We start from the raw sequence: 11,324 nt of genomic DNA, 5'->3' as shown, positions 1-11,324 counted from the left end.
CCGTCGCGGTTCGGGAAACGGAATCTGGTATTCCTGAGCCGCGACTGACGATCACCACCCCTTCGCCTGAAAATCAGGCGGAGGGGTGTTTCTTTTCCATTGCACAACTCGCAACTCGATTTCCAAATCTGGTAGAGAGCGTTTGCCACCGCTTTCGCGCGAGGTATATTGCCCGGCGTGATGCACAACCCTACTCGGCGGCAACGACAGCTTGATTGGCTTCTGATAATGATGCTTTCCCTAGTGGCGTTCTCCAGCGAGGGACAGGTTATTATTTCCGAATTCATGGCCAGTAACGGTAAAACCTTGGCCGATGAGGATGGTGATTATTCCGACTGGATTGAGCTGCAAAATACCAGCAGTAGTGCGGTGAACCTGAATGGTTGGTTTTTAACGGATAACGCCTCGCGACCCACCAAATGGCGGCTGCCCGCCGTCACTCTGTCCGGCAATGGATTTCTCATGGTTTTTGCTTCCGGCAAGGACCGGGCCATTCCGGGAGCGCCTTTGCACGCGAATTTCAGTCTGAGCGCCGATGGCGAGTATTTGGCGTTATTCCATCCTGACGGAGTTACCGCTGCCACGGAGTTTGCACCTCAATTTCCGCCGCAATTCCGTGATGTTTCTTATGGTCGGGGACAACTCGTCACCACCAATCTGCTATTGCCGACCGGTACTGCGGGCCGGTATCTCGTGCCGACGAGCGGCGCGTTGGGCGACACGTGGACGCAACACACTTTTAACGACTCGACCTGGTCCAGCGGTACCAACGGACTCGGTTACGAAACTGAGGTTGCCGGTTTTGCGGTCCGGTGCGTCAAGGCCAACGTGATTGTGGATAGTCTCGCCACGGCCGATGACGTTCTTGCCAATTCCGCGCAACAGGTGAGCGTGACAAGTGAAAATGTTTCGATCATTAATTATTTCAATACCGGTGGTGAAGGGCATTACGCGGATAACCTGACTTTTCCTGGCCTGGTCATGGATGCCGACGTGGATGATTTTGTAGTCGAGGTCACAGCCACCATTCACATTCCGACTCCCGGTCAGTGGACCTTTGGCGTGAACAGCGACGATGGCTTTCGGTTAAATGTCGGATCGGCTTTTGAACTGGCTTATCCGAACCAGCGCGCACCGGACGACACGATGGCCACCTTTAACTTTGCCGCCGCCGGCGATTATGCGCTGCGATTGGTCTTCTACGAGCGCGCCGGAGGAGCGGGGTTGGAGCTATTCGCCGCGCCCGGCAGTTTTACTACTTGGAATAGTTCGAACTTTCGCCTGGTGGGAGACACGGCCCATGGCGGATTGACGGTGCGGGCGACTCCGGTCACCAGCGGCGGCGGCGGCGGCAGTTTGCGCGCGGCGATTGTCACGGATATCGAGACGCAGATGAAAGGAGTCAGCGGCTCCGTTTATTTCCGCCTGCCCTTCAATGTCAGCAACCCAACCGGACTCGAGTCGCTCGTGCTGCGCATGCGGGATAATGACGGGTTTGTCGCTTATTTGAATGGAGAGGAAGTGGCCCGGCAAAATGCGCCGGCGACTCCACAATGGAATTCCACCGCCACCGACAGTCGCTCGGTTCAAGCCAGTCTGACAGCAGAGGAATTTAATCTTTCCGATCAGATCGGTCGGCTCGTGCCGGGGGTCAATACGCTGGCGGTCCACGGTTTGAATGAGGCCGCTGGCGACGTCAATTTTTTGCTGCACCCGGAATTGGTCGAGTATCAAGTGCAATCGCTTACCGATCTTTACTTCACCACGCCGACTCCCGGGGCGCTGAATGGCGATGGGGTGAGCGGTTTTGTGACGCCGCCGCAATTCAGCGTTGAACGCGGTTTCTACGATGCCCCGTTCAATTTGGAACTCACCACGCCAACTCCCGGGGCTATCATTCGTTACACCACCAACGGCACCGCGCCGACGTTGACCAACGGCCTGGTTTACAGCGCGCCTCTGAATATAAATCAAACGACGGTAATCCGGGCCGCCGCGTTCCTGGATGCGGCCGCGCCTTCGGCCGCTGTGACCCACACCTATTTCTTCGTTCAGGATATTGTTCAACAGTCGCCGACCGGCGCGCCACCGCCAGGCTGGCCATCAAGTTGGGGCGCCAATGTGGTGGACTACGGAATGGACCCGAATGTAACGACCGCTCCCGCCTACGCCGCCACGCTGACCAACGATTTGAAGGCCATTCCCAGTTTTTCCATCGTGATGAACCTCACCGACCTATTCAACCCCACCACGGGAATTTATGCCAATCCGCAGCAGGATGGCCGCGCGTGGGAGCGGCCGTGTTCCGTGGAATTGATTTATCCGGATGGGACCACGGGTTTTCAGATTCCTGCGGGAATTCGCATTCGGGGCGGATACAGCCGGAGTACGGCCAATCCCAAACACGCCTTTCGTCTCTTCTTCCGTTCCGAATACGGTGCGGCCAAGCTGAAGTATCCGCTGTTTGGGGACCGGGGCGCGGCCAGTTTCGACAAGGTGGATTTGCGAACTTTTCAGAATTATTCCTGGAGCTTTGAGCATGACAGCCGCGGCATTTTTGTTCGGGATCAATTCAATCGGGACTTGCAACTGGCCCTGGGTCATTCCGCGGAGCGCGGCGATTACTATCACCTTTACATCAACGGCCAGTATTGGGGGGTGTACAACACCTGTGAGCGGCCCGAGGCCAGTTACGCGGAGACTTATTGGGGCGGAAAAGAAGCCGACTACGACGTGATCAAAGTGGAGGCGGGTCCCTACACGCTGAACGCCACCGATGGCAACATGGACGCGTGGACGCAGTTGTATCTATTGGCCAAGGCGGGATTTGCAAGCGACGCGGCCTACCAGTTGGTGCAAGGCAACAACCCCGACGGCACGCGCAATCTCGCCCTCGCCAACTTGCTTGATGTGCCCAACCTGATTGATTACATGCTCATCATCTACTACGGCGGGAATCTGGATGCGCCCATTTCCAATTTCCTCGGCAACGAGCGACCGAATAATTTTTACGCCGTTCGGGATCGGCTGGGGACGGATGGTTTCCGTTTCTTCATCCACGACGCTGAACATACGCTGTTGGACGTGAATCAAAATCGGTTGGGACCCTATGTCGCCGGCGATACTTCCGTGTGGTACAGCAGCCCGCAATGGCTCTTCCAAAAATTAATGGCCAACGCGGAATTCCGTCTGCGCGTGGCGGATCATGTGCAGCGCCACTTTTTCAACAACGGACCGCTGACGCCAGCCCGCGTGCGCGAGCTGTTCCTACAGCGGACGGACCAGATTGATCGTGCGGTTGTGGGTGAATCCGCCCGGTGGGGCGACGCCAAAGGCGAGCCGCCGCTGACACGAGCCAACTGGTTGAACGCGGTCAATGACCGCCTGAACAATTACCTGCCACAACGCAGCAGTGTCGTGCTGAATCAACTGCGGGCGGCCGGCCTGTATCCGAATGTTGCGGCGCCGATTTTCAGTCAGTTTGGCGGCAACATCACCAATGGGTTCAAACTCAACCTGAGCGCCTCCAGCGGCACCATCTATTACACCTTGGATGGGTCCGATCCGCGGCTGGTGGGAGGGGCGATATCACCCACCGCTCAAGTTTATACCGGATCGGTCACGCTTGCCGAATCCGGCGAGGTTAAAGCCCGCGTCTTGAGCGGTACGACGTGGAGTGCGTTGAACGCGAGCGTTTTCACCGTGATCCAGACGTTCACGGACCTGATCATCACGGAAATCATGTACCATCCGCCTGACACGGAGGATTTCACTGAAGAACAACTCGAGTTCTTGGAACTCAAAAATGTCGGCAGCGAAGAACTGGATTTGAGCGGCGTGCATTTCACGGAAGGGATTCAATACACGTTTCCCCTGGGCACGCGGCTCTCACCGGATGGCTTCGTGGTGCTGGTGCGTGATCCGGTGGCCTTTACGAATCAGTACCCGGGAGTACGAGTGGATGGCGTATTCACGGGACGCCTGGCGAATTCGGGCGAGCGTCTGACGTTGGCGCACGCGGTTGGCACGCCAATTTTCTCCGTGGCTTATTCCGACGCGCCGCCCTGGCCAACGACGGCGGATGGCAGCGGCTTCTCGCTGGTGCCGCTGCATCCCAACGTCAATCCGGATCCCGATGACCCAGCCAACTGGCGCAGCAGCAGTGCCGTTGGCGGCTCCCCCGGACAGGATGATCTGCCCGCGAATATTTCTCCGATCCTGATCAACGAAATTTTGACACACACGGATCTGCCGCAATTAGACGCCATTGAACTCTACAATCCGAATGCGGTGCCGGTGGACGTTGGTCATTGGTATTTGAGCGACCAGCGGTTGACGCCGAAACAATTTCAGATTCCCGCCGCCACCGTGATCCCTCCGGGTGGTTATGTCGTATTCGACGAAACCGATTTCAATCCCCAACCCGGCGTGCCGCCCAGCTTTCGTCTCAGTTCTCACGGCGAGGAAATCTATCTCTTTTCAGCTGATGCGACCGGGAATTTGACCGGTTACAGCCACGGCTTTGCCTTTGGCGCTGCCGCCAATGGAGTTTCCTTTGGTCGTTATGTGCTCAGCACGGGCGCTGCGGATTATCCGGCTCAAAAAGCGCTGTCACTCGGAGCGACCAACGCCGGGCCTTTGGTTGGGCCAGTGGTAATCAGCGAGATTCATTGCGCGCCATTGCCCGGTCAGGCGCAATTTATTGAATTGCACAATCTCACCGCCGCGCCCGTGACGTTATTCAATTCCGCACATCCAGATTTGACCTGGCGGATCAATGGCATTGGCTTCCAATTTCCCACCAATGTCACTTTGGCGGCACAGGGTTACTTGCTGGTGGTTTCCGGCGATCCGACCGCGTTCCGCGCCAACTACGATGTGCCACCGCAAGTACCGATCTTTGGCCCATTCACCGGCACCCTGCAAAGCAACGGGGAACGGCTGCAGTTGCTGCGCCCGGACAATCCCGATCTGGGCGAAGATGGACAGCTCGTGGTGCCGGAAATTGTCGTGGATGAAGTTCGTTATGGCGTGGTGGCTCCGTGGCCGGCGTTGCCAGCTGGCAGCGGCCATTCGCTGGAGCGGCTGGATGTTGCGGCCTATGGAAACGATCCCATCAATTGGCGCACGAGTCCTGGACCGGCTTCTCCCGGCGTGTCGAATACGGGTAATCGGGCGCCGCTAGTGGATGCGGGAAATCCTCAGCAGCTAACCTATTCGAGTGTGCCCGTGGCAGTGTCGTTATCCGGAAGCGTGAGTGATGACGGGGTGCCGTCGCCGGCACAACTCACCTCCGGTTGGTCGCAGATCAGCGGCCCCGGATCGGTGTGGTTTGCTGATGCGACGGCGTCGGACACCTCCGCTTACTTTTCCGGTGGGGGCGTTTATCAATTGCGGCTGAGCGCCAGCGATGGCGAGTTGTCTTCCAGCAGTGATGTGGTCATAACGCTGACGCGCAATGTCATGCCGCTGACTTTTGTTTCCGCCGGTGCAGTTTGGAAATATTACGATTTGGGCGGTGACCTGCCGACCGACTGGAACACGCTTGGATTTAATGACGCCTCGTGGTCCAGTGGTCCGGCGCGATTGGGCTACGGTAGCGACGGCGAAGCCACGATTGTCAGTTACGGGAACGATCCCGACAACCGCCATGTGACCACTTGGTTCCGTCACCAGTTCACAGTCAGTCATGCGGATTCCGTCACTGCCTTGAAAGTGGGTTTGGCGCGCGACGACGGCGGGGTGGTGTACCTCAACGGTGTCGAGGTTTTCCGCAGCAACATGCCCGAGGGCGACCTTACCGCGACGACCTATGCCAGCAGCGCGGTCGGTGGAGTTGACGAAGCCACCTTTTTCGAGCATGCGGTTGATCCCAGCTTGTTGGTTGAAGGCGACAATGTTCTGGCGGCGCGCATTCATCAGGTCAGCAGTTCCAGCACGGATTTGGGCTTCAACTTGTATTTGACCGGTAACGGCTATCCTCCCAATGTCGCGCCGACGGTCAATGCTGGCGCCGACCAAAGCATCAATCTCAATGAAGCGGTGGCGCTCGGCGGTCAGGTCAGTGATGATGGTTTGCCCGTGCCGCCTGGATTGTTGACCTGGAACTGGTCCAAAATCAGCGGCCCCGGCACGACGACCTTTGCCGACGCCCAGGCTCTGCAGACGACTGCGACCTTTTCGTTGTCGGGCAATTATGTCCTCCGCCTGACCGCCAGCGATGGCGGCTTAAGCGCCACCGACGACGTCACCATCGAGGTCCAAGGGCCGGCTTTTGAGACTTGGCGTGCGCAGCACTTTACGCCGGTTGAGTTGGCCAATCCGACGGTCAGCGGCGCGGATGCCGATCCTGATCTGGATGGGCACAGTAACTACCAGGAATACCTTGCTGATACCGACCCGAGGGATCCGGCCAGCGTATTGAAGATTGTTGCGGTTACCACCACCGCCAGCAATCCGCCCACGGTGCAAATCGAATTTAACGCCGTGTCCTCCCGCGCCTACGCGTTGCAGTCCTGCGCCGATGCGCCGAATGGAGTTTGGGAAAACCTGATGCTGATTCCAGCCCCAGCCCAGAGCGGCGTCGTTATCGTGTCGGCGCCGCTTTCCACCAATCAATTTTCCCGGTACTTTCGTATCGTCACTCCACCCGAACCCTGAACGCAGCAGTCTGCGAACGCGCGTCACTCCGGGTTAGTTAGCGGGTGAGCAGGTAATCGGCGAGGAGGCGCATGTTGATGGTGAACAGGTAAGTGGTGGCGCGGTGCAAGGCGATGGTTGCCGCTTCGGGTGAAGGTGCGTCCGCACCCGGACTGAGGAGTGATCCGCCGAGCAACAGGGCCGAGAGCAACCAACTTATCGGCAGCCGCTTTGGACGGAGGACGGATTTCACTTCACGTTCGCAGTTCTTGGGTCAAAGATTTACCGTGCCCGACGCGCAAAGGGAATAGCGGATTTCAGCTCCACGACTCACGCCGATTATTTTTTCCACACGCCCATTTCAATCAATTGATTCGTGACGATTTGCGCCCAGCCGCGATTGGCCATCGGGTTGGCGGGACTGGGGTGAAGAATCTGCCCGAGTTTCAAATGAAATTCGTCACTCAGCGTGGCGCCGCGATTGCGCGCAAAGCCGCCGATGCCCACCAGCCATTCCGGCTCCAGAACCGTCAAAACCTGACGCAGATGTTCGTCGCAAACCGCAAACAGTTTTTTCTGCTCGGGTCGGGACAGTTTATCTGGCGTCAGGTTGGCCCCCGTTTCGGTGAGGAACGTCAGCGGGCAATAATTGACGACCAGATGATTGGTGAAGAATTTTTCCGGGCTTCCGAAACGGTCGGCGAACAAGCCCCACAAGCGGCGACCGCTGACTTCGGAGCGGTGGCAGGCGAATCCAAGAATCGGGCGCTTGGGATGCTCGTGCCGGGGTTTGCCGACCGGCGCTTCGATGCCCAGCCAGTCGCGCACCATGCCGACTTCACCGAACGGCACCCCCACCTGGGTCATGCCGAACGGTCCGGGGTTCATGCCGAGAAACACCACGCGCTTGGGCCCGGAAGCGAACCGGCGCAGATATTCCGCGTGAGCGGTCCAGGCGTAATCGAGCGGATTGTAAACATGCGTGACCGGGCGTTTGAAGCGCATGTGGTCCACGCGCGCCGACAATTCCCGCGCGGCAGCAATCAGGGCTTGGGCTTCGTTCATCGCTGGACAGTCAGAACGATGGCGAAGGTGAAACCATCGTAGCCTTTGCTGCCAACGGTTTGGATGGTGGTGGCGCTGACGCGCGCATCCGCTCCCATCATTTCGTGCATCCGACGCATCGCCTGCACCCGTGCGTCCAGGCTGTGGGGATCGGCCAACGCGCCGTTACGCACGACGTTGTCGGCCACAATCAAAGTGCCGGGCCGGGACAATTTCAGCGACCACTCCCAATACGCCGGATAATTTTCCTTGTCCGCATCAATGAAGATAAAATCGAACGGTCCACAGCCTTCGGCCCGCAACTGAGGCAGCGTATCCAGCGCGGCTCCCAAACGGAGCTGGATGCGATCGGCCAATCCGGCGGCGTTAAAATTGGCCTGCGCCACTTCCGCGTGTTTGGGTTCGAACTCGAGCGTGATTAATTTGCCGTCGGCAGGCAACGCGCGCGCCAGCCAGATGGTGCTGTAACCGGCCAGCGTCCCAATTTCCAAAATGCGTCGCGCTTGATGCGATTGGGCCAGCAACTGCAACAGTTTGCCTTGCGTTGCGGAAACGCCGATTGCCGGTAGATCGGCGGCTTTGCGGGCGGCGAGCACTTTTTCGAGCGTCGCATCTGAAGGAATCAATTGGCTGGTGACGTAACGATCCACCGCCTCCCATTGTGACGAATCCATAGCGAGAATAGATTGTGCTCCGTCATCCGCGCCATGCAAGGTTGCAATTCAGTTAAGCCGCTCGCTGTTGGCGGATCAGCAATCGGGATTGGGCATCAATTTGTGATGCTGGGCGACGGAAATGGGATTACCCCAACGGAGTTGCATCAACGTGGCCGTGATTTAGTGCAATCCTTTCAGAGTTGAACGACATTCGCGCCAGCGACCCAAGGTAGTCGCTTCGCGCCGATTCTGAACTGAGGGATCGAATCCCTTTGGGGTTCATTTTGTGCGCTTTCCACGATTTGGATTTCCTCGGGCATCAGACCGTGGAACGCAGTCGCCAACTGGTTTATCTCCTGCTCCTACCAGCTCACGTCCGCAGTCGCGAGGTGGCGCTGAAGGTTCATTTCAGTTCCGCGACTTCTACTTGAAGGCGGCGCTCGCGTGCATTGTCAACAATCCCCTCCAATTGGCGGGCGGTGGCGTCATCAATCCATTCCTCCCCGCATTGCGAGCAGATGGTGGCGCGAACCCGGCGCACGACGACCACTCCACTTCCGAGATCGGCGGTGAACGTGGTTGTGCCCTGCGTTTTATTGCCGCCACAGAGTGGGCAAAGATCGTGGTTATCGCTCATGATTTTTTCTTCGTTCGGTAGTCAGGTTCAAAAACAGCCAACGACGGCTCGTAGGCGGTGATGATGAACGCGCGCCGGTTCGTTTCGTCACTCGAGGCCACCACATGCAGCGGCTTGCCGCCAACGTAACCCAGAAACAACGCGCTTGGGAAGGGCCGATCTTCGGTGTAATCCCGAATCCGCTCGCCCGTCAATAGCGCGTCGAGCACGGCGTTCTGCGTCAGGCCGCGTTCAGCCAGCTTTTGCAGCATGTGCTTCCGCCACTGCACGCGATCGGCGCGAATTGCCTCATGCAGCAATTCCAGATTGAGTGGTTTCATTTCAATGAACCTTCCACGATTTGAATTTTCTCCGGCATCAGACCGTGGAACGCAGACGCCAACTGGTCTATCTCTCGCTCCAACTGTGGCACAGACCTTCCTGTCTGTGGATCAACAGAATCGGATTCACAGGCACGAATGTCTGTGTTACCTTTCCGCGCCTTCGCCGCAAGGAGACGGCTAACCAATCCTAACCAATCGCTCCACCGCCTTTTGCTGTTCCAGCGAGGCGGCGAGAATCACTGCGGTGAATTTCAAGCGCCGACCGTCTCGAATTGCATTCGCTTGAGCTTTTCGTCGGCGACCCGCTTGGAAAGATAAAGCATTTCGATGCCAACAACTTTTCCTTCCGCGTTGTAATCAAGAATGACTCCAGGCGAAATTTCCTCGCTCTCGGCGGCGGGCGATTCGTCCAGGTCGAGATATAGCGCATCGGCTTCGCGATCAACGGTCAGCTTCATGATTTGCCTTTCATTTTGCGGTCGAGATGCGCTGTGACAACGCGTTTTGGCTCGTCCTTGGATACGATAACGCGCAACACGCGGTTGGCAAGCTCCGGCACGGCTGCCAGCCGGTGTTCGAGCGCGGGGTCTTCGTCGTCCGGTCCAATCCGCGCTGGACTCGTGACGGCGCGTTCAACCCACTCCTGCTTGAGTTGCCGCTTGGCCAGCCGCGCCAAGGCATGCTCTGTGAAAACCAATTTCATTTCGCTGCGTCTGCCACGGTTTGGATTTCCTCGGGCATCAGGCCGTGGAGTGCGTACACCAACTGGTTAACGCTTCTTCTTCGCGTGAACCTTTGCGGCGACTTTGAGTCGCAAACCGTTCAGGCGAATGAACCCGGTGGCGTCATCCTGGTTATAGGCCTTGGTTGGGTCAGCTTCCATCGTCGCAATGTGCGGGTTGTAGAGGCTGACGGGACTCTTCCGCCCGGCGACCATGATGTTGCCTTTGTAGAGTTTCACGCGCACGGTACCGGTCACATTGCGTTGGGACGCTTCGACGTAAGCCTGGAGCGCTTCGCGTTCCGGCGCGAACCAGAATCCGTTGTAAACCAGTTGCGCATACTGGGGGATCAGCGCGTCGCGTTGGTGCATGACTTCCCGGTCCATGGTGAGCGATTCCATCTGGCGATGGGCGAACAGCAAGATGGCGCCGCCGGGAGTTTCGTACACGCCGCGACTTTTCATGCCGACGAAGCGGTTCTCCACCATGTCCACGCGGCCCACGCCGTGTTTGCCGCCAATTTTGTTAAGCGCTTGCATCACGCCGAGCGGTGAAAGCTTTTTGCCGTTCACGGCCACGCAATCACCCTTCACAAAATCCAGCGTGACAAATTCCGGCCGGTTGGGCGCGTCTTCAGGAAAAACGGACAGCGTGGTGAACCAACCGCGGTATTGGGGCGCGCTGGCATCGAGCCACGGATCTTCCAGGACTCCCGCTTCGTAGGAGATGTGCAGCAGGTTGCGATCGGAGGAGAACGGTTTTTTGGCGCTGGCTTGCACCGGGATTTTTTTCTTCGCGCAATACGCAATCATTTCGGCGCGACCGGGAAATTCGCGGCGATAGCGTTCGTCCCGCCAGGGAGCGATGATTTCCAGGTCCGGCGCCAGCGCGGCGGCAGTCAGTTCAAAGCGGACCTGGTCGTTGCCTTTACCCGTGGCGCCATGCGCGAGGGCCTGCGCTTTTTCCTGGCGCGCGATTTCAACCATGCGTTTGGCGATGAGCGGTCGGGCGATGCTGGTACCGAGAAAGTATTGGCCTTCGTAAATGGCGCCGGCGCGGATCATGGGAAAGATGAAGTCCCGCGCGAATTCCTCTTGGAGATCGTCAATATAGATTTTTGACGCGCCGGTTTTTTTGGCTTTGGCGGCGAGTCCGCGCAGCTCGTCTTCCTGGCCGATGTTGGCGCAGAAGGCGATCATTTCCGCATTATATTTTTCCTTGATCCACGAGAGCAGCACCGAGGTGTCGAGTCCGCCCGAATACGCTAAGACAATTTTCATGT

The 11,324-nt window shown here is 57.9% G+C and carries 9 protein-coding genes; 1 reads left to right on the top strand and 8 read right to left on the bottom strand.

The window, feature by feature from the left end:
• Nucleotides 1-228: 228 nt before the first annotated feature.
• Entirely contained in the window at nt 229-6,660 is a 6,432-nt protein-coding gene (locus tag M9920_05785; GenBank protein MCO5051795.1) for a lamin tail domain-containing protein, read from the top strand.
• 37 nt (nt 6,661-6,697) lie between these two features.
• Here the strand turns inward: M9920_05785 and M9920_05780 are convergent, their stop codons facing one another.
• From M9920_05780 to M9920_05745, 8 genes are all read right to left on the bottom strand, one after another.
• Nucleotides 6,698-6,892, bottom strand: coding sequence for a hypothetical protein (locus M9920_05780; GenBank protein ID MCO5051794.1), 195 nt, complete (start codon nt 6,890-6,892; stop codon nt 6,698-6,700).
• Nucleotides 6,893-6,978: 86 nt separating this feature from the next.
• Entirely contained in the window at nt 6,979-7,704 is a 726-nt protein-coding gene (locus tag M9920_05775) for a single-stranded DNA-binding protein (protein ID MCO5051793.1), read from the bottom strand.
• Nucleotides 7,701-8,378, bottom strand: a complete 678-nt coding sequence (locus M9920_05770; protein ID MCO5051792.1) for an O-methyltransferase — start codon at nt 8,376-8,378, stop codon at nt 7,701-7,703. Before M9920_05770 ends, M9920_05775 begins: the two co-directional genes overlap by 4 nt.
• A gap of 385 nt (nt 8,379-8,763) precedes the next feature.
• Nucleotides 8,764-8,997 (bottom strand): type II toxin-antitoxin system MqsA family antitoxin, encoded by a 234-nt coding sequence (locus M9920_05765; GenBank protein ID MCO5051791.1) that lies wholly within the window; start codon nt 8,995-8,997, stop codon nt 8,764-8,766.
• The gene (locus M9920_05760; protein MCO5051790.1) at nt 8,994-9,317 is read right to left on the bottom strand and encodes a DUF4258 domain-containing protein; all 324 of its coding nucleotides are present in this window, start codon (nt 9,315-9,317) and stop codon (nt 8,994-8,996) included. Before M9920_05760 ends, M9920_05765 begins: the two co-directional genes overlap by 4 nt.
• Before the next feature lie 254 nt (nt 9,318-9,571).
• Nucleotides 9,572-9,778 (bottom strand): DUF2283 domain-containing protein, encoded by a 207-nt coding sequence (locus M9920_05755; GenBank protein ID MCO5051789.1) that lies wholly within the window; start codon nt 9,776-9,778, stop codon nt 9,572-9,574.
• Nucleotides 9,775-10,023, bottom strand: a complete 249-nt coding sequence (locus M9920_05750) for a DUF4258 domain-containing protein (GenBank protein ID MCO5051788.1) — start codon at nt 10,021-10,023, stop codon at nt 9,775-9,777. Before M9920_05750 ends, M9920_05755 begins: the two co-directional genes overlap by 4 nt.
• Nucleotides 10,024-10,089: 66 nt before the next feature.
• On the bottom strand, nt 10,090-11,322 hold the full coding sequence (locus M9920_05745; protein MCO5051787.1) for an argininosuccinate synthase: 1,233 nt from the start codon (nt 11,320-11,322) through the stop codon (nt 10,090-10,092).
• Between the last annotated feature and the right edge of the window lie 2 nt (nt 11,323-11,324).

It is taken from the genome of Verrucomicrobiia bacterium (assembly GCA_023953615.1).
Classification (GTDB): Bacteria; Verrucomicrobiota; Verrucomicrobiia; order Limisphaerales; family JADLHS01; genus JADLHS01.
Note: the sequence above shows the minus strand (reverse complement) of the source record. Positions and strands in the feature narration are given on the sequence as shown.